We start from the raw sequence: 23,995 nt of genomic DNA, 5'->3' as shown, positions 1-23,995 counted from the left end.
TTAAAAAATGGGTTTTTTTGATAAATTATTTGGCGGAGGTGGAACCACGGCAACACCCGAAACGCAGTTAAGAGCAGAATATAAAGACGTTGCTTTCTTTAAAAAAATGTTTGATAAGAAGCAGTCGATAATAAAAATGTACCAGGAACAAAATGTCACCCTAAAACAGCAGGAAAAGTTTCGCCCGATAAACAACTGGGTGCTTGCTATGGAACATCTTGACCTGGTTTATTTAAACTATTCTATCGGGAATGATATCAGCCTGTGTTATAATGAATATATAGCAGCTGCCGGATACTATGGCGAAGGCTGGGATGCCGACGCGTTTTATGCCGATATGATTGATATGGTAGCCTTAGGCAGCTTACTGAATGTACCTGATGAGGTATACGAGCCGGTTATTAATTATATCCGCCAGTCGGATAGTGGTTCCAGTTACCCAACCTGGACACCGGATGCCTTATTATGGTATATCATCAACACCAAAAAGCCGGGGAGCGGCCCGCAGCCGGATACGCTTATCACCGAAGCTTACAGGGATATTTATGATTTAACAAAAATGCCTAAAGCCGATGCGGAGCGCGAAATGAAACTTTACCTCGACAAATGGTACAGGTTGCATAAAGACGATTCATGGTATGAAAATCATAAAAAAGAAGGCTCATATAAAGGCTACTGGAGCTGGGAGGCCGGCGCGGTAACTAAGATATTGGGACTTGATGATAGCGGTTACGCTAATCATCCAAATTATCCTTATGATATGGTGCACTGGTCGGCTTCGTAATTGCGCGGTATCAAATAAAATCACTATAAACCGGAGTTGCTTTGAGTTTAACTGAAGAAATCCGGTCTCTTTTTTTAGCCGCTAAAACTTACGCAAACGTTTCTGGGAACGTTTGCGCGGTTTTTGTTGGGCAAATTCTTTTTTTTATTGCCGTCAGCCTTTAATCTTGTTTAGGATTTAATGTTCCTTCACCAATTATAGGGCGATAAATAGCTGTTTTAAAATAAAAACATGTCGGTAGTAAAAACAAGGATAGGGATAGCGGTTTTGCTTTTGGCGGGTTGCGTCACATCGCGGGTACAGGGTCAGCAGTATTCCTGGCAACATTTGCCGCGGGTAAATAAACCTGAATTTAAAAAGGATACCATCAACATTTTAAAATACGGAGCCAAAGCGGATGGCATTACGTTAAATACAACAAGTATCAATAAAGCGATAAGCGCCTGTAGCGCCAAAGGGGGCGGGGTAGTGCTTATTCCGCAAGGCTTGTGGCTAACCGGGCCGCTGGTGATGAAGAGTAATGTAAACCTGCACGTAAGCAGGGCGGCGCTGTTGCAGTTTACCGATGATAAAACTCAGTATAAACTGGTTGAAGGTAACTATGAAGGCCATGCCGCTGTGCGCAATGAATCGCCGATATCGGGTACCAACCTTACCAATATCGCTATTACCGGCGAAGGGATCATTGATGGTCACGGCGATGTTTGGCGGGCCATCAGCAAAGACAGGCTTACTGAAGCTGAATGGAAAAAACTGGTAGCATCGGGAGGCGTAGTGAGCGAAAATGGCAGGTCATGGTACCCTTCTGAAAGTTATGTTAACGGCCTTAAAGCACCTGGGGCAGGTGTTGTTGGCAATGGGAAAACTATAAAGGACAACGAACCCTATAAAGATTTTTTCAGGCCCAACATGCTGGTACTTACCAATTGTAAAAAAGTATTGCTGCAGGGCGTTACGCTGCAAAATTCGCCCGCATGGAATATCCATACTTTACTATGCGAAGACCTTACCATACAGAACGCAAGGGTCAGGAATCCCTGGAATGCCCAGAACGGTGACGGAATCGATGTAGAATCATGCCGGAATGTGTTAATTGAAGGCAGCACTTTTGATGCCGGCGATGATGGCATCTGTATTAAATCGGGCCGGGATGAAGAAGGCCGCAAACGCGGTAAGCCCACTGAAAATGTCATTGTACGGAATAACGTGGTTTACCGTGCCCATGGCGGTTTTGTGATAGGTAGTGAAATGTCGGGCGGGGCGCGTAATATTTTCGTGTCTAACTGTACGTTTATTGGTACTGACATTGGCCTGCGTTTTAAAACCACCCGCGGCAGGGGAGGCGTAGTTGAAAATATCTTTATTAAGGATATTGCCATGAAGGATATTCTTCATGAGGCTATTCTTTTTGATATGTACTACGGAGGTAAATCGCCCGGCGAAGCGGATGATATAAATGACCAGGCTGTTGTGCCGGTAACCGAAGCTACACCTTCGTTTCGCAAGTTTTATGTAAATAACGTAGTATGCAACGGTGCTGAAAAAGCGCTTATGATCCGGGGGCTACCCGAAATGGGGATCAAAGACATCCACATCGAAAACAGCACCTTCAAAACTGTTAAAGGAGCAGATGTAATAGAAGCACAGAACATCTTCCTGAAAAATATCCATCTCGAAAGCAAAGAAACCAACCCACTCATAAATATTCAAAATAGCAACAACCTTGCGTTTGATCATATTACCTATGGCAATACAGAGTTGTTGTTTAAGGTCAGCGGTAAAAAGTCGCAGCAAATAAAATTACTGAATACAGATGCCGCCAAGGCTAAGAACAAAGCTGAGTTTGCTTCAGGAGCAACCAAAAATGCAATAACCGGTTCAAATTAATGAAGAGAGCGGCGCTATTGATATGGATTGTTTTTGCTCCGGCACTATTGCTGGCGCAGGCTGTTGTTTATCCGAAGCGCTTTACTGTAGCGCAGGATGGCAGCGGCGATTTCAAAACCATTCAGCAGGCCGTAAACGCTGTTCGTGACCTGTCGCAGCAAAGGGTTTGCATTTACATAAAAGCCGGAGTATACCACGAAAAACTGGTAATCCCCTCCTGGAAATGTAATATCGAACTGATAGGCGATGGCCGAGATAACACCATTATAACCAACAGCGATTTCTCGGGCAAAGCAAACCCGCAGAGTAAGGATGCCTTCGGAAAAGCCGAGTTTACAACCTATACTTCCTACACTGTTTTGGTGCAGGGAAATGATTTCATCGCCAGGAATTTAACCATAGCAAATGCCGCAGGCCCCGTAGGACAGGCCGTGGCTTTACATGTTGAGGGCGACAGGTGTGCCATAATCAATTGCCGGCTGCTTGGCAACCAGGATACGCTTTATGCCGGTACCGAAAACAGCCGCCAGTTTTATAAAGACTGTTATATGGAAGGTACAACCGATTTTATTTTCGGCGAAGCCACTGCGGTTTTCCAAAACTGTGTGATCAAAAGTCTCCGAAACTCTTTTATTACGGCTCCCGCAACTACACCGCGACAGCGATTTGGTTTTGTGTTTTTGAACTGCCGGCTTGAAGCAGCTGATACCTCTGTAACAAAGGTTTATCTGGGCAGGCCCTGGCGGCCATACGCCAGATCTGTTTTTATCAATACAACAATGGGAAGCTACATCTGCGCCCAGGGCTGGGATAACTGGCGTAACCCGGAAAATGAAAAGACCGCCTTTTTTGCCGAATATAAAAGCAGCGGCACCAATATCAGCAAACGTGCGCCATGGTCGCATCAGTTAACTGAGGCCGAAATGAAAAAATATACATTTAATAATATTCTTGCCGGGAATGATAACTGGGATGTAATGTCAATAAAATGAGCTGTATAATGAAGAAAATATTATTGTTATGTGCTTTCCTGTTCGCGGGCCTGGGGCTAAGGGCGCAAACGCTGCCATGGTCACAGCGGATGGCTAACACGGCTATATATATCTGGGCAGATTCGTTAACGGGCGCCAACTGGTCGTATGACCAGGGGATTGTTTTGCAGGGGCTGCAAAGCGTTTGGCAGCAATCGGCCCGGAGTGAATATTTTACTTATATCCAAAAAGCGATGGACAGGTATGTGGGGGCAGATGGATCCATCCGTACTTACAAGGCTAAAGATTATACGCTGGATAATATCTTATCCGGCCGGAGCCTGTTGTTTTTGCAACAAGTATTAGGTACTGAAAAATACTACAAAGCTGCTTCGTTACTTCGCAAACAGTTGGACGAACAACCAAAAACACCCGAAGGTGGTTTCTGGCATAAAAAAAGATACGCTAACCAAATGTGGCTCGATGGCTTATACATGGCCGAGCCTTTTTATGCCGAATATGCTTCCGTTTACCATGAGGATGCGGACTTTGATCAGGTAGCCGATCAGTTTATCTGGATGGAGCTGCATGCGCGCGATGCTAAAACAGGTTTGTTGTATCATGCCTGGGATCAGAGCAAAAAAGAACGCTGGGCTAACCCGCAAACCGGTCTTTCGGCCAGTTTATGGGCCCGTGCCGATGGCTGGTACGCGATGGCATTGGTTGATGTGCTGTCGTATTTTCCGGCCAATCATCCTAAACGAGCGGCACTCGTTGCCATTTTAAAGCGCCTTGCGGTGGCTATACAAGCTTGCCAGGACCAGGGCACAGGTTTGTGGTACCAGGTGCTCGACAAGGGTAATAAAAAAGGTAATTACCTGGAAGCATCGGCTTCGTGCATGTTTGTGTATGCGTTGGCTAAAGGTGCAAGGGAAGGCTATCTGCCTCAAAAATATTTGCCTGCTGCCCGAAAAGCTTATGATGGTATCATCAAAAACTTTATTGAAACCGATGCCGATGGACAGGTAAACCTGAAAGGCACGGCAGGTGCTGTAGGCGTAGGTGGCGAACCATATCGCGATGGCAGTTACGAATACTATACCGGAGTAAAGACTGTCACCAACGAAACCAAAGGTGTTGGTTCATTTATGCTGGCCAGTGTAGAGATGGAACGTTTAGCCAATCTGAATGCCGGTAAAGGCAAAACCGTACTTTTAGATAGTTATTTTAATAACGAATACCATAAGGATATTACCGGTAAAAGCATCCCGTTCCACTACAAGTGGGAGGAACAGGATAATAACGGATTTTCGCTTTTTGGACGGATCTTTAATAATTACGGATTACATACCAAAACTTTAAGTGAGGCGCCGGATGATATAAATTTGAAGAAAGCTTCGGTTTATATTATTGTTGATCCTGATATACCAAAGGAAAACCCTGATGCTAAATATATTGAAGAACCACATATTAAAGCCATCAGTAACTGGGTTAAAAATGGCGGGATACTGGTTGTTTTAAATAACGATACCGGTAATGCCGAATTTGTACATCTGAACAAGCTAATGGCGAAATTTGGTATCAGCTTTAATCAAAATAGTGTTAACCGTGTAGTTGGTCGTAACTTTGAGCAAGGGGCAATAAATATTCCTGCGGATAACAGCATCTTTAAAACAGCCCGTAAAGTTTACATTAAGGAGCTAAGTACTTTGCAATTAACCAGTCCCGCCGTTTCGCAGTTAATCAATGGTAAAGATGTAATTGTAGCTACCGCCAAATATGGTAAAGGCACTGTGTTTGCCGTTGGCGACCCCTGGTTTTATAACGAATATACAGATGGCCGAAAGCTGCCACCCGACTATGACAACTTTAAAGCAGCTAACGATTTGGTAGGCTGGCTGGTGAAGCAGATTCCTCAAACAAAAAAATAGTAACTTATTACAATTCAAAAGAACATGATATTATCAAGATATAACCTCAACAAAACAACTGTACCGGCGGCAGAATTACCTCCTGCCAATGTATTCGATCTGCCTGAAAAGGTACTGCAATTTGGTACCGGCGTACTGTTGCGTGGCCTGCCCGATTACTTTATCGACAAGGCTAACCGTGCCGGCATTTTCAATGGCAGGGTGGCAGTTGTTAAATCAACCGATAAAGGCTCAACTACCGATTTTGATATGCAGGATGGTTTGTACACCATTTATTCAAAGGGGATTGAAAACGGCGAAGAAGTTAATGAGCAGGTGATCTGTTCGGCGATCAGCCGAGTGCTTTCAGCCTCAGGCGAGTGGGAAGAGATCCTGGAGATAGCGCGCAGCAAAGATTTACAAATAGTGATCTCCAATACAACCGAGGTTGGCATCCAATTGGTGAAGGAAGATGTACGTAAACATCCGCCAGCATCATTCCCCGGCAAATTGCTGGCTATTTTATATGAACGATACAGGGCATTTAACGGAAGGCCCGATACCGGTTTGGTGATCATCCCAACCGAGCTGATCATTGACAACGGTAAAAAGCTGGAAGCCATAGTATTGGAACTCGCCCACCTGAATAAACTGGAGCCCGCCTTTATGGACTGGCTGGAGAGCAGCAATAGTTTCTGCAACTCGCTGGTGGATAGGATTGTGCCCGGCAGGCCGGATCAGCAATTAAGTGACGCCATGGAAACCGAGCGCGGTTATACCGATAACCTCAGCATCATGTCCGAAACCTATAGTCTTTGGGCTATCCAGGGCGATGAGAAAATAGCCGAAGTGCTATCTTTTGCCCAGGCTGATAAGGGTGTTGTAATCACGCCTGATATTGAACTCTTCAGGGAGTTGAAACTCCGGCTGCTCAATGGAACGCATACCTTGAGTTGTGCCGTAGCCTATCTATCCGGCTTCAAAACAGTGAAGGAAGCCATGGATGATGCGCATTTTACCAAATTCATCACTCAACTGATGTTTACGGAGATCATGCCATCTATCCCATACCAGATTGATGAAGACGTAGCCCGTGATTTTGGTAACAAGGTGCTCGACAGGTTCCGCAACCCCAACATCAGGCACGAGTGGCTGAGCATTTCGGTGCAGTACGCTACTAAAATTAAAATGCGGGTTATTCCGTTATTATTGAACTATTACAAACAAAACAATAAGGCACCTCAAATGATGGCTCTTGGTTTCGCAGCTTTTATCCGCTTTATGCAGATTACCGAGACGGCTGATGGTAAATATACCGGAACAGCACATTCGGATAATTACGCGGTAACCGACGACCAGGCACCTAATTTAAGCAAAGCATGGAACGGCGCTGATGCAGAAACAGCAATTGCAGCTATCCTTAAAAATAAAAGCCTTTGGGATACCGATTTGACAACGTTACCCGGCTTTACAGAAGCAGTGACAGCACAGTTTAAGCTTATTAACGAACAGGGAAAACTGGAAATAAGCGCTATTTAAATAGGAGGACAGATGAAACAGAATATATTAAAAGTACACCCTGCCGATAATGTGCTTGTAGCACTTACCGATCTGCAGGCCAATGAACAGGTTACTTACAAAGGTGAAACTTATACCGTAAAAGAATTGATCCCGGCAAAGCATAAATTCGCTATGGTCGAGATTCCCGAAGGTGGCGAGATCATTATGTATGGCGTACTGGTCGGCAAGGCGCAAAGCCTGATCCCGGTAGGCGGATTGCTCAGTACCGCTAATGTAAAACATGCGGCAAACAGCTTTTTAACAGGCCAAAGCCATACTGATTGGCACAGGCCTGATATCAGCAAGTGGGAGGGTAAAACATTTAACGGCTATCACCGCGGAGACGGCAGTGTAGGTACTGCGAACTATTGGCTGGTAATACCGATGGTTTTTTGCGAAAACCGAAATATTGAAGTATTGCAGGAGGCCCTGGTAAAACCTTTGGGTTATGGCCGCAAAAAAACATACGAGATCAAAGCGCAGGAGTTGATCGGTAAGATCAAAGCAGGCGCCGAGATAGATGAGGTTTTATACACCGAAATAGGTAGCGACACCGCTCAAAACGCCGGTAATAAAGTTTTCCCTAATGTTGATGGGATTAAATTTCTAACGCATACAGGCGGTTGCGGGGGTACCCGCCAGGATTCAACTGCGCTTTGCGGTTTGCTGGCCGGTTATATTACGCACCCTAACGTTGCAGGTGCAACAGTATTAAGCCTTGGCTGTCAGAATGCCGAAGTAAAAACACTACAGGAGGAGATCAATAAACGCTCGCCGGAGTTTAACAAACCACTTTATATTTTAGATCAGCAGAAAACAGGTAAAGAAGCCGATTTAATGGAGCTGGCTATCAGGCAAACACTTGCCGGGTTGATGCAAGCTAACCAATATACCCGTAAACCGGCTCCTTTAAGTAAACTGACCATCGGTTTGGAGTGCGGCGGATCGGATGGCTTCTCTGGTATTTCGGCAAACCCTGCTATCGGTTACACATCTGATTTGTTAGTGGCGATGGGTGGTTCGGTTATTTTGGCCGAGTTTCCTGAACTTTGCGGGGTTGAACAAAACCTGATTGATCGTTGTTTGGATAAAACTAAAGCCGAGCGCTTTGCCGATCTGGTACGTACCTACAGCCAACGGGCCGAAGAGGCCGGTTCTGGTTTTTACATGAACCCGTCGCCGGGTAATATTAAGGATGGCCTGATCACGGATGCCATCAAATCTGCCGGGGCAGCCAAAAAAGGCGGCACATCGCCGGTTGCGGATGTGCTGGATTATCCCGAAAAAGTAACACAGCCGGGGCTAAACCTGTTGTGTACCCCGGGTAACGACGTGGAATCGACCACGGCCGAGGTTGGCTCGGGCGCTAATATCGTATTGTTTACTACCGGTTTAGGTACGCCAACCGGCAATCCAATAGCTCCGGTTGTAAAAATCGCCACTAATACTGCATTATTTAACCGAATGAGCGATATTATTGATATCAATACCGGTACTATTGTAGAAGGTGACGAAACCATTGAGCAGGCGGGCGAACGCATCCTGGATTATGTGGTAAAAGTAGCCAGCGGCGAAATTGAAGTTCACGCTGTACGCCACGGTCAGGATGATTTTATCCCATGGAAAAGAGGGGTTTCACTTTAATTTGATATTTATTTCTCCGTGTTCGTGGGGACACGAACACCCGGTAGATGAGCATAGATAAAACTTCATTGCCGTTGGTTTTAACCAACGGAATAATGAGCCGCGAAAAGAGGGCTTCAGCCCAAATTCGCTTATAGAGTTGGGCTAAGGCCAGAATATTTTAGTTTTTTTTACCGTTGGTTAAAACCAACGGCAATGAATATTTTGCATTTTAAACAGATTCTAAGCATAAAAAAAGAGAAAAGCCTGAATTTAACTTCAGACTTAGTACTACTAACTTAACACTAATGAAAATACTAACCTGTACAACACCCGGTCAATTGGATTATGGCACTGCTGATGTACCCCAATTAAAACCGGGTAATGCACTGCTTAAAATAAAACGAATAGGGATTTGCGGTACCGATCTGCATGCCTTTGAAGGTACTCAGCCATTTTTTAGCTATCCACGAATTTTAGGCCACGAACTTGCGGCCGAACTGGTTGAAGCCGGCAATGCCAAAGGTTTTGAAAAAGGTGAGGCTGTTACTTTTATCCCGTATTTCAATTGCGGGCATTGTATCGCTTGTCGCTCGGGCAAACCAAACTGTTGTGTAAATATCCAGGTTTGCGGCGTACATACCGATGGCGGTATGGCCGAATACCTGGAGGTCCCATCACACCTATTGGTTCATGGTGAGGGCTTAAGTTTTGACGAACTGGCCTTGGTTGAGCCCCTTGCTATTGGTGCCCACGGGGTACGACGGGCAGATGTAAAGCCGGGCGAATTTGTACTGGTTATTGGCGCCGGCCCTATAGGTTTGGGTATTATGGAATTTGCCCGCATTGCAGGAGCAAAAGTCATTGCTGCCGATGTGAACGAACAGCGTCTTGATTTTTGCAGAGAAAATTTGAAGGTTGATTATACCATCAACGTAAAAAACGAAGATGTGAATGAGCGCCTGAAAGAGATCACCAATGGCGATATGCCTACTGTGGTGATTGATGCTACCGGCAATCAAAAGGCTATAAACGGCGCGTTTTTGTACCTGGCGCATGGCGGCAGGTATGTGTTGGTTGGTTTACAACGAGACGAACTTATTGTAAGTCACCCCGAGTTTCACAAACGTGAAAGCACGTTGATGAGCAGTCGCAACGCTACCCGCGAGGATTTTGAACACGTGATCCGTTCCATGAAAAATGGTTTGGTAAACCCGCAAACCTATATTACCCACCGGGTAACTTTTGATGAAGTTAAAGATCAGTTTGAAAGCTGGCTTAACCCGGCAAATGGCGTTATAAAAGCAATTGTGGAAGTATATTGATGAGGAAAAGGGCGTTTTTGACCGGCTTGCTTTTTTGTATTGCATGCAATGCTTTCGCACAGCAAAAGCATATAGTGGGTTTTGACAAGCTGAAAACGTATGTAAACGGTTTTAATAAAACCGATACCGAAACGGTTAAAAACTATATCACCAATGACCATGCTTACGAATGGCTGGCCAAAAATGTACCCTTATTTGATTGCCCGGACTCGGCTATTCAAAAAATCTATTATTACCGCTGGTGGACGTTCAGGAAACACTTGAAACAAACACCCGATGGCTTCATTTTTACCGAATTTATAACGCCGGTTAGCTTTACCGGCGTTTATAATAGTTCAAGCAGTGCCCTTGGTCACCAGATTTATGAGGGACGCTGGCTGCATGATCCGCAATACATCAACCAGTACATCAACTTTTGGCTGTATGTTGATCCCAAACAAAAGAAACCTCATTTACATGCTTTCAGTAGCTGGATAGATGATGCAGTTTACAATTATTACCTCGTAAACCTTGATAAACATTTTGTTGAGCAGGCGTTGCCTTTACTCAATACTGATTATCACGTTTGGGAAACGGAAAAGCAGCTGCCTTCCAAACTGTTCTGGCAGTTTGATGTACGCGACGCGATGGAGGAAAGTATCAGCGGGGGCCGCAAAGTCAAAAATATCCGCCCTACTATTAATAGCTACATGTATGGCAATGCCGTGGCTTTGTCAAAAATGGCGGCGCTAACCGGTAATGATTCGCTAAAAACAAAGTATAAACAAAAGGCTATCGACCTAAAAAAACTGGTGCAGGATAGTTTGTGGAACGATAGCGCATCCTTTTTTGAAGTGCGTAAACCCGATGGCCATTTTGCCAATGCCCGCGAGGAACTGGGCTTTATCCCCTGGTATTTTAACCTGCCCGATGATAAACCCGCTTATGCCAAACAATGGGACCAGCTCACAGATCCTAAAGGTTTCAATGCACCCTGGGGAATTACTACTGCCGAGCGCAGGCACCCATTGTTCCGCACCCATGGTACCGGGCACGGCTGCGAGTGGGACGGCGCTGTATGGCCTTTCGCCACTACCCAAACATTGAAAGGATTGGCTACCCTGCTTACCACTTATCAAAATAAAGGCGCCATGAACGCAGGTGTTTTTTATAATGAACTACATAAATATGCCCTTTCGCACATCAAACGCGGACTGCCTTATTTGGGCGAGTACCAGGACGAAAAAACAGGCTATTGGCTTAAAGGTGATAACCCTCGCAGCAGTTACTATAACCACTCCGGTTTTTGCGACTTAGTAATTAATGACCTTGTAGGCCTGAAACCGCGTGAAGATAATATGCTGGAAGTTTTCCCGCTAATCCCTCAAAATCAATGGAAATGGTTTGCGCTGGATAATGTGCTTTATCACGGGCATACTATCAGTATTGTATGGGATAAAAACGGCACTAAATATCGCAAAGGCAAAGGTTTTATCATTTATGCCGATGGAAAAATGATATCCCGGAGTACGCAACTGAAGCATGTACTGGTGAAACTCCCGGGTTAAATCCTGACTCATTTTCTCTCTTTTATTGGCTTGTTGGCTTTAATGATGATAATATCGTATAGTAGATAGAGAAAATATCAGATGAAATTGCAGCAGCGTACTGATATTTTTGAATACTATACAACCAATTAAGTTCAAAACTAAAGAGTAGGTTTCAGAAGCTAATTCGCTTTAGATATTGAAAGCCTGCTTGGGTACGCCTGTCTAAATACCAATGAAAATGAAGCTGTTTAACCGTTGCCTGCTGCTGTTGCTATTAATCTCTTGTTTTCATTCAAACTTAAAAGCACAGGGAAAGTCACAAAAAGTCACCATTGTTACCTTATCTAAGCATCATGCAAGGATAAGCTATGGCGTACAAAAGTTGACTCAGGCTTTACAGCATGCGGGATATTCGGTTACTGAACAAACTTATAAAGGCGCAATGCCTTCCGGTAGCGCAATAGTTATTGGGCTGCTTACCGATGCTCCGGTTAAGAAATTCGCGGCTGCTGCAAATAGTCAACCCCGAAAAGAGGGATTTATAATCAGTGATAGCGGCCTTAAAAATAAACTCCTGATAGCAGGTGCCGATAATTCAGGTGCGCTTTATGGCTGTCTTGAACTGGCGGATAGGATCAATTTAAATAACAAGCTTCCCGTAAATATCAACCTGCATGATCAGCCCGAAATGGTTTTGCGGGGTGCATGCATCGGCGTACAGAAGCCTGCTTTATTACCTGGTCGCGGTACTTATGAGTATCCTTATACGCCGCAGAATTTTCCATGGTTTTATGATAAGGCTCTGTGGATCCGTTACCTGGATTCGCTGGCGCATAACCGTATGAACTCTTTGTATTTGTGGAATGGTCATCCTTTTGCTTCATTGGTGAGGGTAAAAGATTATCCGTATGCTGTTGAGGTTGATGATGCTACTTTTAAGAAAAACGAAGAGATCTACAGTTTTTTAGCCGAAGAGGCTGATAAACGCGGTATCTGGCTTATTCAGGGTTTTTACAATATCATCGTCTCCAAGCCCTTCGCCGAAAAAAATAACCTAAAAACGCAGGATAGGAACCGGCACATTGTACCCGTCATCGCCGATTATACCCGTAAATCAATAGCTGCTTTTGTTGAAAAATACCCTCATGTTGGATTGTTGATTACGCTGGGCGAAGCCATGGAAGGTGTAGGTCAGGATGATATCGACTGGTTTACGCAAACCATTATTCCGGGCGTAAAAGACGGATTAAAAGCCCTGGGGCGCACAGATGAGCCGCCGATTGTGCTCCGTGCGCATGATACCGACGCACCTGCGGTGATGAAATACGCCAAACCTTTATATCACAACCTGTACACCATGGCCAAATACAATGGTGAGGCACTTACTACGTATGAACCACATGGTCCCTGGGCTGATCTTCATCGCACTTTGAGTAATATCGGTACCGTACAAATAGAAAATGTGCATATCCTTGCCAACCTGGAGCCTTTCCGCTATGGCTCGGCCGATTTTATTCAGAAATGTGTGCAGGCCATGCATACCGTTTATGGGGCAAATGCTTTGCACCTGTATCCGCAGGCATCCTATTGGGATTGGCCCTATACAGCAGATAAAACGGATGGCAAACGCCTGCTGCAGTTGGACAGGGATTGGATCTGGTATAAAGCATGGTCGCGCTACGCCTGGACCAGCAAGAGGGACAGGGCCGGCGAAATAAACTATTGGTCAAAACAACTGGCTGATAAATACGGATGCGACCAGGCTCATGGCGAAGCCATCTTAAAAGCTTATGAACAATCAGGCAATATCTCACCCGAGTTATTGCGGCGTTTCGGGATCACCGATGGTAACCGCCAAACCATGACTTTGGGGATGCTGATGAGTCAACTGGTTAATCCTGAAAAGTATGGTTTGTTTTCTTTGCTCTATAACTCCGAAAGCCCTGTTGGTGAAATGATGAGCGAGTATGCCGAGAAGGAGTGGAAGCACCAGCCGCACATAGGCGAAACACCGGTTAAAGTTATCGATAGTGTAATAGTGCAAGGGAAAAAAGCCGTTGAGGCTATCGACGAAGCATCACTGAAAATTAGTAAAGATAAAGCCGAGTTTGCCCGCTTAAAAAATGATATGTATTGCTATAACGCAATGGCCAATAATTATGCTTACAAAGCAAAAGCAGCTTTATGGGTGTTGCGCTATAAATATTCAGATGATGTTGCCGATCTGGAAAAGGCTTTACCCGAGTTGCAAACCAGTTTGGATTATTATAAGCAATTGGTGAAACTAACTGAAAATGCTTACCTGTATGCCAACAGCATGCAAACCAAACAACGCAAAATCCCGGTTGGAGGCAATGATGCCAAAATGAAAACCTGGGCCGAGCTTTTGCCGGTTTATCAAAAGGAACTGGATAATTTTAAAAGAAATATCGATTCATTGAAATCGCCTCAAACACAGCAAAAACAAAAGGAGGTTGTGGTTTTGAAAGATGCGCTTGTGAGGTTTGAAAATAGTGGCAGTAGCAGTTATCAGGTCAAAGCCGGCGAAGTGGTATTTTCCGATACAGCAGCAGCCATCAAAAATATCGCAAAAGAACTGGCGGCTCTAAAAGGTGTAAAACTATCCAAGACCGATCAGCAGAAGAACGGCACGACAATCAGCTTTAAAAATGATAGACCGGTAAAGGTGCTGGTTGGCTTTTTCAATAGTAAATTGCCTCAATACCTGCCCGAACCGCAGCTGGAAACAGATGCCAGCGCCAATGATTATGGGCAGGCCGATATCAAGATTGCCAATGCCATTCAAATTGATGGCTTGCCGCCGGTAAATATCCATACCTATACCTTTAAGGCAGGTTCAAATACGCTTACCTTAGGCAAAGGTGCTGCTTTGGTATTAGGCATTGTTGATGCTGACGCTAATGTGCCGGTGTACGACGCCGGGCTGAGCAACGAAGGTAATATCAAAGATTTACGCTGGCTTTTTAACTGATGTTTATGAATAGCAGAAAGAGTTTTTGTATCGCGATATTAATGTTTGGGGCTGTACAGGCTTTTGCCCAGCAGTCCTTAAAACTTTGGTATAAGCAACCCGCTCAAAAATGGACGGATGCTTTGCCTATTGGCAATGGCAGGATAGGAGGTATGATCTATGGCGGCGTTACTGAAGACCATATCCAATACAACGAACAAAGCCTTTGGACAGGCGGTCCCCGCGATTATAACCGTAAAGGTGCTGTAAAATATTTAGAGCCTATCCGCAAGCTCCTTGCAGATGGTAAGCAAGCCGAAGCAGAGGCCCTGGCCCAGCAGCATTTTATGGGGATGAAGAGCAATGAAGCCACTTATGCGGTTGATTCGGCGAAATGGTTTAATATGATGAGTTCGTATCATTTACCGCAGGACGTGCTATTTCATGATAATAATCTCAGAACTATCAATTTGCCAATTGAACAGGGCTGGGAAATAACACCCGGTTTTGAAGGTTTGGATGGAGCAGTTTGGTTTATTAAGTATTTTAATATTCCTTCTGGTTGGAAAGGAAAAAATATCGTAATTAGTTTAGGTAGGATACGTGATATAGACCGAACCTGGCTTAACGGAGATTACATCGGCACAACATCGGGTAACGCTTACAGGAAATACATTATCCCTTCTGATAAGGTACATATCGGCGAAAACAGGATCGCTGTACAGGTAGTTAATTTTTACGATAAAGGTGGATTTACAAGCAACGCTAAAACTTTATCTGTTTATCCCGGAGGAAGTGAATGTGATGCGATTAGTTTGGCCGGTCAATGGAAATATTTTATCCAGGATGATAGCCCACCCGCATATCCCCGTTACAATGCCGATTACCAACCCTTTGCCGATCTGTACCTGCAATTTCCAAAACAGGAGGTTACGGACTATAAACGCGACCTTGATCTTACCAATGCCACTGCCCATGTGAGCTATAAAGTGGATGATGTTACTTACACCCGCGAATATTTCAACAGTGCTCCCGATCAGGTGATGGCAGTGCATTTAACTGCCGATAAACCCGGTAAAATTACACTCAAAGCTTTGCTAAGTAGTCTGCATAAAAATTACGTTACCCGCAAAGTTGATAACCATACCCTTGCGCTATCTTTAAAAGTAAAAGATGGTGTTTTGCGTGGCGTAAGCTATCTAAATGTACAGGCGGCGGGTGGTAAGGTTGTAGTGGATTCTAAAGATATATCGGTTACCGGAGCTAATGAAGCCACATTTTACCTTACAGCGGCAACTAATTTTAAAAACTATCATGATGTATCAGGTAATCCGGAAGCCATCTGCAAAAAACAAATTACAGCTATAGCCACTAAGAGTTATGTAAGTATCAAAGCTGCTCACATCTGGGATTATCAAAAATATTTCAATACTTTTTCTATTAATTTAGGCAAGGGAGAAAACGCGGAGCTGCCAACAGACGAAAGGATCCTGAAGTTTAGCCAGTCGCCAGATCCTTCGTTTATTAGTTTATATACACAATATGGCAGGTATTTGTTGATCTCCTCATCCCGGTCGGGCGGTGGTCCGGCAAATTTACAGGGATTGTGGAATAACCTGCTTACACCGCCGTGGGGCAGTAAGTTCACCACCAATATCAACCTCGAAATGAATTACTGGCCTGCCGAAGTGCTTAACTTATCAGCTTGCAGTCAGCCGTTTTTTAGTATCGTTGATGATCTTTCCAAAACGGGTCATGAAACCGCGGTTGAGCATTACGGTGCGCCGGGTTGGGTGCTGCATCACAATACAGATTTATGGCGGGGGGCGGCACCTGTTAACGCTTCCAATCATGGCATTTGGGTTAGCGGCGCTGCCTGGCTTTGCCATCAGTTATGGGAACATTATTTGTATACCGGCGATAAGGATTTTCTGCAAAAACGGGCTTATCCCGAAATGAAGGGTGCAGCCGAGTTCTTTGTGCATTCTTTGGTGAAAGATCCGAAAACCGGCTTCCTCATCAGCACGCCATCTAACTCGCCGGAGCATGGGGGTTTGGTTGCGGGGCCAACGATGGATCACCAGATCATCCGCGACCTGTTCAAAAACTGCATGGAAGCTGCCAAAGTGTTGAATATCGATAAGGCTTTTGCCGATACATTAAAACTCAAATACAGCCGGATAGCACCAAATAAAATTGGCAGATACGGCCAGTTACAGGAATGGCTTGAAGATAAGGACGATACTACGGATACCCACCGGCATGTTTCGCATATGTGGGGCGTCTACCCCGGCACTGAGATCTCGCTTAAAACTCCCGAACTGTTGAAGGCCGCCGAACAATCTATGAAATACCGTGGCGATGAAGGCACTGGCTGGAGTATCGCCTGGAAAGTAAACATCTGGGCGCGGATGCACGAGGGAGATCACGCTTATTTGATGTTAACTAAACTACTGTCGCCCGCGGATGTAACCTCGGGTAAGGAGAAAGGCGGCGTTTACCATAACCTGTTCGATGCACACCCGCCATTTCAAATTGATGGAAATTTTGGCGGCGCCGCAGGTTTAGCCGAAATGCTTTTACAAAGTCAGGGTGACGTTATTGAATTGTTACCTGCTTTACCAACTGCATTACCGCAGGGCAGTATCAGAGGCATCTGTGCAAGGGGCGGTTTTGTGCTTGATTTTGAATGGCAAAACGGGCGCTTGAAAAACCTGCAGGTGTTTTCTAAACTGGGTAAAACCTGTCGCTTAAATTATGCCGGAAAGACCATCGATATCGAAACTCAAAAAGGTAAAAGTTATCGCTTTGATGCCGAGCTGAAACAATTATAAAAGATGGGCGAAACTCAAAAATATCACAATGGGATCGCAGAAAAAAAACAATGTGATTTGGGATTGTGCGATTCTCCTCTTGAGAGCGTAAATGCTCACGTGTTGACAATTCCCTCCCTTGGGAGGGGTGCGTTAGGATTGCGTGTTGGCAGGGAGGGGTTTATACGCCTCTCAATGACTGGGCATCTCACTGAAACCCCTCCCTACACCCTCCCAAGGGAGGGAATCGCGCGGCCCAATACGTTCAAAATTCTCTCTGTCGATTCATGGGCTATTACTCCTGAAAGCACGCGTAGAGTAAGTTTCCCTTTTTTTAAACTGATTGCCTCACTGCTGTTTTTGCTTCTTCGTTTCAATAGTTACCTTTTTGCACAGCGTAATGATATCCCGCTAAATACCAACTGGAAAAGTATTGCAGATGATAACAATCCAAAAGCTAATGCCGGTTTTGAGCAAGCCGGTTTTAATGATGCTAAATGGGAAACAGTAAATGTACCGCATAACTGGGACACCTACGGAGGCTATCGCCGCCTAAAACACGGCAACAGGCATGGCACCGCGTGGTACCGCAAAACATTTGCTCTGGAAAAGAAACAAAATGATAAACGGTATTTCCTGAGGTTTGAAGGTGTTGGTTCTTATGCCACGATTTGGCTTAACGGCAAACAGGTTGGCTACCACGCCGGCGGACGTACGTCTTTTACCATTGATGTAACGGATGCTATCAAAGCAGGCAAGCAAAACCTGTTATGCGTTAAGGCCGATCACCCTTCTTTTATTAAAGATCTGCCATGGGTTTGCGGGGCCTGCTCGGATGATCCGGGTTTTTCGGAGGGTTCGCAGCCGATGGGTATTTTCAGACCGGTGCATTTGATGGTTACCAATGCTGTCAGGGTGGAACCTTTTGGTGTGCATATCTGGAACGATACTACCGTTCGTGAAAAATCGGCTACGCTTAATCTCGAAACTGAAGTTAAAAACTATAGCGGACAGCCATCTGCAATAACCGTGACAAACAGCATGGTTGATGCCGCTGGCAAAACTATCGCGCAAGTAAAAGCAAAAAAAATATTAAAAGCCGGTGAGGTTAATACGGTAAGTCAACAATTTTCTGATGTTAAAAACGTGCAGCTATGGTCGTTAGAAAAGCCTTACCTGTACCAGGTAATAACAGAGGTTTGGGCCGATGGAAAACTGATTGACAGAACTCAAACCTCTTACGGTATCCGGTGGATTAGCTGGCCAATTGGCAGCAATAATAAGGACAATCGTTTTTATCTCAACGGAAAACCTGTTTTTATCAATGGCATTGCCGAGTACGAACACCTAATGGGCAAAAGCCAGGCTTTTGAAACGCAGGAGATCAAAGCCAGGGTAATGCAGGTAAAAGCAGCTGGTTTTAATGCTTTCAGGGATGCTCATCAGCCTCATAACCTCGCCTATCAGCAGTATTGGGATAAGCTGGGCATTTTATGGTGGCCGCAGTACTCAGCACATATCTGGTACGACTCGCCGGAGTTCAGGGCCAATTACAAAGCTTTACTGGTTGATTGGGTAAAGGAACGGCGCAACAGTCCTTCGGTGATATTATGGGGATTACAGAACGAAAGCAAGTTACCGGCTGATTTTGCCCGCGAATGCAGCGATCTCATTCGCAAGCTTGACCCCACAGCCTCATCGCAACGCAAAATAACAACCTGCAACGGCGGAGAAGGCACCGATTGGGACGTGCCCCAAAACTGGACGGGTACCTACGGCGGTAACCCGCTTACTTATGGTGATGACCTGAAAAAACAGATATTAGTAGGCGAGTATGGTGCATGGCGAAGTTTGGGTCTGCATACCGAAGGCCCTTTCAATGCAAACGGCCCCCTGAGTGAAGACCGCATGACCCAATTGATGGAAACCAAAGTCCGCCTGGCCGAGTCTGTAAAAAATCAGGTTGCGGGGCATTTTCAATGGCTGCTCTATTCGCATGAAAACCCTGGTCGCACACAAGGCGGCGAAGGGCAGCGGGAACTGGATAGGGTTGGCCCTGTTAACTATAAAGGTTTGTTTACACCCTGGGGGCAGCCAACCGATGCGTTTTACATGTACAGGGCCAATTATGCGCCTAAAGGTAGCGAGCCGATGGTTTACATCGTATCGCACACCTGGCCCCACCGCTGGCTTACTCCGGGTAAGAAGGATAGTATAATTGTTTACTCCAATTGCGATGAGGTTGAGCTTTTTAATGATCTCAACCATGAGTCATTAGGCATACGAAAACGACAGGGGATCGGCACACATTTTCAATGGGATGGCGCGGATATTAAATATAATGTGCTGTATGCTGTGGGATATATTAATGGTAAGCAGGTAGCGCATGATGAGATCATGCTGAACCATCTGCCACAAGCACCCCATTTGCCAAAAGAGGATCCCGCTATCCTGAAGCCCGAAGCAGGTTATAACTATTTGTACCGCCTCAATTGCGGAGGACCGGATTACACCGATACCTACGGCAATACCTGGATGGCCGACAAACACCAGGATAATAAACACCAACCCGGCTCCACATCATGGACGGATGATTATCCGGGTATGCCCCAGTTTTTTGCCAGTCAGCAACGCACTTTCGACAGGATCAGCAACACGGCTGATGGAGAACTGTTCCGGACATTCAGGTATGGCTTGGATAAATTAAAATTCAATTTCCCGGTACCCGATGGGGATTACCGTATCGAACTATATTTTACCGAACCCTGGTACGGCACGGGCGGCGGGATGGATTGCAGTGGCTGGCGTTTATTTGATGCGGTGGTGAATGGTAAAACTATGATCCGCAATCTTGATATCTGGAAAGAAGCCGGATATAACGAGGCGCTTAAAAAAAGTATCACTGCGCATGTTACAGGCGGGATGCTAAGCATATCTTTTCCAAACGCAGCAGCAGGCGAGGCGATCATATCAGCTATAGCCATCAGTACTTTAAATAAAACAGTAAAACCACAACAGGCAGGTAATGGAATAATCGGCCAATTACAGGGCAACAATAAATGGATGATAAAAAGCTGGATGGATATCGGCCAAAAACAATACACCGATGCCGGGGTAACTTTTAATGATCTGCCGCCAATATTTTATGGTGCAGATTGGATAAGTACAGCTAATTCAAATCAGGCTCAAACCTGTTCGTTTACTTTAAACGCTGACGCTGATGTTTACGTTGCTATGGACATACCCGCCTTGCAAAGACCATCCTGGATTGCTAATTATGAAAACACAGGCTTGTTTGTAAAAACGGATGCCGATGGAGGTTATCAGTTACCCGTTTACAGGAAGCGTTTTAAAAAGGCTGATGTAGTTACGTTAGGCGAAAATAAAGGAAGGTTCATGTACACCGTGGTGGTGTTGCCTGTTACTTCGCTGCAACCTGCTACTGATCTTCATAAAACCGTAAGTTATAAAGCGGAGACGGCTGAGATAAAAGGCGATGGTTTAAAAGCAGACACCCTGAACGGAAAAAAAGTAATTAAATTTAACAGCGTGGCAAGCGGCACTGTGGCATTCGCGTTAACACCGGGTGTTGCCGATTTGTACGCCTTGCGCATAAAATATTATAACCAGAGCAATCAAACTTTTACGGCAAAAATGCAATTACTGGCCGCCGATGGTACGGTGATGAAGGAGGAAGAACTGAGTTTTAAACCGGTTGCTAAAAATAAATCGGGCACGGTTGCAACCAATACGGGTACAAGTATCAATGCGGGGAATTATAAGCTGGTGATCACGGGCATAAAAGCTGATGGTTTGGCTGTTTCGGGTATCGAAATGCAATAAAATATTAACATGAAAAAGAGTATCAGCCTGTTGTTTTTGTTACTGCCCTTCGGACTTTTTGCGCAAAGCCTGAAGGTGTTAAACCTGCAATGCGAGTACAAAACCAATCCGTTGGGTATCGAATCGCTTAAGCCAAAGCTGAGCTGGCAAATGCAAAGCGATGCCCGGAATACTATGCAAACCGCCTACCGGGTTTTGGTTGCCGGTGACGCTGCTAAACTCAAAAGGAATATTGCCGATATATGGGATTCGGGAAAGGTACCATCCGGTGCGTCGTTACAGGTTTCGTGTAATGGCAAGCCTATGCAAGCCGCAAAAACATATTACTGGAAGGTAATGGTTTGGGACAACCATGGCAAAGCATCGGCATGGAGTAATACTGCCAGCTGGCAAATGGGCCTGCTTACAAAAAAAGACTGGCATGGTGCCGATTGGATAACTTATGATAAATTACCTGATTCATCGGTCATTGTTCCCTTTTATCATGGTAAAGGGCCTAAAAGGCTGGGCGCAGCCAATGATGTTTTGCCTTTAATCCGTAAAGCCTTTAATGTTGATGCCAAGCTAAAAAAAGCCACGCTTTATATATGCGGGTTAGGTCATTTTGAGCTAAGCCTGAATGGTAAAAAAGTGGGCGATCATTTCCTTGATCCCGGGTGGACAAAATATGATAAGCAGGCCTTATATGTGCCTTTTGATGTAACCAGTCAACTTCTTTCGGGAAAAAATACCATTGGCGTAATGCTGGGCAACGGATTTTACTATATCCCGCGGGATAAGCGTTATCGCAAGCTCACCGGTGCCTTTGGTTATCCTAAAATGATTTGCCGTTTGATGCTGGAATATGATAACGGCAAGGTAGAAAATGTTGTTAGCGATGGCTCATGGAAAACGACACCTTCGCCGGTTACTTTCAGTAGCATTTATGGTGGCGAGGATTATAACGCCAACCTTGAGCAACCGGGTTGGAATACCAACAATTTTGACGACCTAAAATGGCGAAATGTTGTTAAAGTAGATGGCATACCCGAATTGAACGCGCAAATGGCCGAGCCTTTGAAAATTATGCAGGCGTTGAAGCCTCAAAATAAAAAGCAACTTGCTAATGGTGCATGGATCTATGATTTGGGCCAGAACTTTTCAGGAATCCCGCAAATTACTGTGCAAGGTAAAAAAGGAGATACCGTGCGTATTATCCCCGCCGAATTGGTGAATGAAGATGGGAGCGCTAACCAGAAAGCTTCCGGCAGTCCACATTATTACGATTATGTGTTGAAAGGTAACGGCGTTGAAACCTGGCATCCCTTGTTTACTTATTACGGTTTCAGGTATTTGCAGATACAGAGTGCTGTAACTCAAGGTGAAACCAACCCTCACCGGTTGCCCGTAATTGTAGAGATTAAAGGATTGCATACCCGTAACAGTGCCGAAACCGTGGGCAATTTCGCCTGTTCAAATGAGCTGTTTAACAAAACGTTTAAACTAATTGATTGGGCCATGAAAAGTAATATGGCCAGCGTATTTACCGATTGCCCTCACCGCGAAAAACTGGGTTGGCTGGAGGAAGCGCATTTAGTTGGCAGCTCCCTGCATTATAATTATGACATTGTGGGCCTGGCGCGTAAGTGTGTTAACGATATGCGCATTTCCCAAACGGAAGACGGATTAATCCCCGAGATCTCACCCGAATATGTAAAGTTTGACGAGCCTTTCCGCGATTCGCCTGAGTGGGGGAGCAACGCGGTGATCCTGCCATGGTATGTGTACCAATGGTATGGCGATAAAGAGATTCTTGCTCAAAACTATGATATGATTAAACGGTACCTGGCTTACCTCGATAAAAAATCACAAAACCATTTGCTGTATCAGGGGCTTGGCGATTGGTATGACCTCGGCCCAAATCCTCCCGGTGTTTCACAGTTAACTCCGCAGGGCATCACAGCTACTTCGCTGTATTACTATGACCTCGATATAGCCGGAAAAATAGCAACCCTGCTTGGAAAAAACGATGATGCTGCATCATACAAAAAACTGGCAGCCGAAGTTAAACAGGCGTACAATCAAAAATTTTTTAATACTGACACTAAACAATACGGCACAGGCAGTCAGGCGGCCAATGCTATGTCGGTTTATGCCGGCTTGGTTGAGCCACAATATAAAGCAGCTGTAGTGAATAATATCGTAAAAGATATCCGCGGCAGAGGGAATGCCCTTACCGCAGGGGACATCGGTTATCGCTACCTGTTACGGGTTTTGGATGATGAAGGCCTTTCGGATGTGATCTATGATATGAACAGCCGTGCCGATGTACCGGGCTATGGTTATCAGTTGGCCCATGGTGCCACTGCCTTAACCGAATCATGGGCGGCGTTAACTTCGGTATCCAACAACCACTTTATGTTAGGTCATTTGATGGAATGGTTTTACAGCGGCCTGGCTGGCATTCGCCCTGCAGATGATGCCATCGCATTTAATAAAATCGAGATCAGGCCCGAAACTGTGGGCAATGTAACCTGGACTAAGGCTAATTATAAATCGCCCTATGGCAATATTTCAAGCAGTTGGGAGAAGGGGCGGGGGCAGTTTAAACTGGAGGTAAGTATCCCGGCAAATACTACTGCAAGTATCTTTCTGCCCGTAAAAAATAATGCGACTATAATGGTCGACGGGCAAAATATCAAAACCCGTCATGATATCAAATTTGTAGGTTATCACGATGGGAAGGCAGAGATCAAGTCTGGCTCAGGCAACTATACATTCATCGCCAAATAATATTAAA

General features: G+C 45.1%; 12 protein-coding genes. All 12 read left to right on the top strand.

Annotated elements, in window-relative coordinates:
- Positions 1 to 7: 7 nt before the first annotated feature.
- The 12 genes from ACEN82_RS18335 to ACEN82_RS18280 all read left to right on the top strand — a co-directional run bounded on the left by ACEN82_RS18335 (position 8) and on the right by ACEN82_RS18280 (position 23,988).
- Entirely contained in the window at positions 8 to 784 is a 777-nt protein-coding gene (locus ACEN82_RS18335) for a PoNe immunity protein domain-containing protein (RefSeq protein WP_188832942.1), read from the top strand.
- Positions 785 to 1,015: 231 nt separating this feature from the next.
- Positions 1,016 to 2,671, top strand: a complete 1,656-nt coding sequence (locus ACEN82_RS18330) for a glycoside hydrolase family 28 protein (protein ID WP_188832943.1) — start codon at positions 1,016 to 1,018, stop codon at positions 2,669 to 2,671.
- Entirely contained in the window at positions 2,671 to 3,663 is a 993-nt protein-coding gene (locus ACEN82_RS18325) for a pectinesterase family protein (protein WP_188832944.1), read from the top strand. Before ACEN82_RS18330 ends, ACEN82_RS18325 begins: the two co-directional genes overlap by 1 nt.
- Before the next feature lie 8 nt (positions 3,664 to 3,671).
- Entirely contained in the window at positions 3,672 to 5,573 is a 1,902-nt protein-coding gene (locus tag ACEN82_RS18320) for a glycoside hydrolase family 88/105 protein (protein ID WP_188832945.1), read from the top strand.
- 24 nt (positions 5,574 to 5,597) lie between these two features.
- Complete coding sequence (locus ACEN82_RS18315; protein ID WP_413322603.1) at positions 5,598 to 7,091, top strand: tagaturonate reductase; 1,494 nt, start codon at positions 5,598 to 5,600, stop codon at positions 7,089 to 7,091.
- Positions 7,092 to 7,103: 12 nt separating this feature from the next.
- Entirely contained in the window at positions 7,104 to 8,756 is a 1,653-nt protein-coding gene (locus tag ACEN82_RS18310; protein WP_413322602.1) for a UxaA family hydrolase, read from the top strand.
- 287 nt (positions 8,757 to 9,043) lie between these two features.
- The gene (locus ACEN82_RS18305) at positions 9,044 to 10,060 is read left to right on the top strand and encodes a zinc-binding alcohol dehydrogenase family protein (RefSeq protein WP_413322601.1); all 1,017 of its coding nucleotides are present in this window, start codon (positions 9,044 to 9,046) and stop codon (positions 10,058 to 10,060) included.
- Positions 10,060 to 11,607, top strand: coding sequence for an MGH1-like glycoside hydrolase domain-containing protein (locus ACEN82_RS18300; protein ID WP_413322600.1), 1,548 nt, complete (start codon positions 10,060 to 10,062; stop codon positions 11,605 to 11,607). Before ACEN82_RS18305 ends, ACEN82_RS18300 begins: the two co-directional genes overlap by 1 nt.
- A 220-nt stretch (positions 11,608 to 11,827) precedes the next feature.
- Positions 11,828 to 14,581 carry an alpha-d-galacturonidase gene (locus ACEN82_RS18295; protein WP_495643992.1) on the top strand — a complete coding sequence of 918 codons (2,754 nt, stop codon included), beginning with the start codon at positions 11,828 to 11,830 and terminating at the stop codon, positions 14,579 to 14,581.
- Positions 14,582 to 14,586: 5 nt separating this feature from the next.
- Positions 14,587 to 17,394, top strand: coding sequence for a glycoside hydrolase family 95 protein (locus ACEN82_RS18290; RefSeq protein ID WP_413321382.1), 2,808 nt, complete (start codon positions 14,587 to 14,589; stop codon positions 17,392 to 17,394).
- Positions 17,395 to 17,568: 174 nt separating this feature from the next.
- A complete protein-coding gene (locus tag ACEN82_RS18285; RefSeq protein WP_413321383.1) occupies positions 17,569 to 21,216 on the top strand; it encodes a malectin domain-containing carbohydrate-binding protein in 3,648 nt (1,215 codons plus the stop codon).
- Between the two features lie 9 nt (positions 21,217 to 21,225).
- A complete protein-coding gene (locus ACEN82_RS18280; protein ID WP_413321384.1) occupies positions 21,226 to 23,988 on the top strand; it encodes a family 78 glycoside hydrolase catalytic domain in 2,763 nt (920 codons plus the stop codon).
- Positions 23,989 to 23,995: the final 7 nt, after the last annotated feature.

It is taken from the genome of Mucilaginibacter sp. Mucisp73 (assembly GCF_059491465.1).
Note: the sequence above shows the minus strand (reverse complement) of the source record. Positions and strands in the feature narration are given on the sequence as shown.

Bases quoted from the DNA above. Each gene is read 5' to 3' on its own strand.
- ACEN82_RS18335 (WP_188832942.1), top strand. From the start codon at position 8: ATGGGTTTTTTTGATAAATTATTTGGCGGAGGTGGAACCACGGCAACA.
- ACEN82_RS18330 (WP_188832943.1), top strand. From the start codon at position 1,016: ATGTCGGTAGTAAAAACAAGGATAGGGATAGCGGTTTTGCTTTTGGCG.
- ACEN82_RS18325 (WP_188832944.1), top strand. From the start codon at position 2,671: ATGAAGAGAGCGGCGCTATTGATATGGATTGTTTTTGCTCCGGCACTA.
- ACEN82_RS18320 (WP_188832945.1), top strand. From the start codon at position 3,672: ATGAAGAAAATATTATTGTTATGTGCTTTCCTGTTCGCGGGCCTGGGG.
- ACEN82_RS18315 (WP_413322603.1), top strand. From the start codon at position 5,598: ATGATATTATCAAGATATAACCTCAACAAAACAACTGTACCGGCGGCA.
- ACEN82_RS18310 (WP_413322602.1), top strand. From the start codon at position 7,104: ATGAAACAGAATATATTAAAAGTACACCCTGCCGATAATGTGCTTGTA.
- ACEN82_RS18305 (WP_413322601.1), top strand. From the start codon at position 9,044: ATGAAAATACTAACCTGTACAACACCCGGTCAATTGGATTATGGCACT.
- ACEN82_RS18300 (WP_413322600.1), top strand. From the start codon at position 10,060: ATGAGGAAAAGGGCGTTTTTGACCGGCTTGCTTTTTTGTATTGCATGC.
- ACEN82_RS18295 (WP_495643992.1), top strand. From the start codon at position 11,828: ATGAAGCTGTTTAACCGTTGCCTGCTGCTGTTGCTATTAATCTCTTGT.
- ACEN82_RS18290 (WP_413321382.1), top strand. From the start codon at position 14,587: ATGAATAGCAGAAAGAGTTTTTGTATCGCGATATTAATGTTTGGGGCT.
- ACEN82_RS18285 (WP_413321383.1), top strand. From the start codon at position 17,569: ATGACTGGGCATCTCACTGAAACCCCTCCCTACACCCTCCCAAGGGAG.
- ACEN82_RS18280 (WP_413321384.1), top strand. From the start codon at position 21,226: ATGAAAAAGAGTATCAGCCTGTTGTTTTTGTTACTGCCCTTCGGACTT.